Annotated in this window: 1 protein-coding gene; it reads left to right on the top strand. The window is 67.0% G+C overall.

The annotated features are described in order from the left end of the window. Positions 1-206, top strand: a 206-nt coding sequence (locus GSQ87_RS22700; protein WP_371416654.1) for a transposase, incomplete at both ends; no start/stop codon positions are given.

Here is a 206-nt window from a genome sequence, read left to right as displayed (position 1 = left end):
TCTGGCGAGATTGACCGCAGCGGGCGCATCTCACGGTGCGGCGACGGTCTGGCGCGCACGCTGATGTACGAAGCCGCCATAGTTATGCTGCACCGGGTCAAGCGAGCCTCGCATTTGCGGGACTGGGCGCTGGCGATTGCGCAGCGGGCCGGCCCAGGCAAGGCGCGCGTGGCCTTGGCTCGCAAGCTGTCTGTGATCCTTCACAG

The organism is Caulobacter sp. S45, from assembly GCF_009765965.1.
Classification (GTDB): Bacteria; Pseudomonadota; Alphaproteobacteria; order Caulobacterales; family Caulobacteraceae; genus CAHJWH01.
This window is presented reverse-complemented; position numbering and strand designations above follow the sequence as displayed.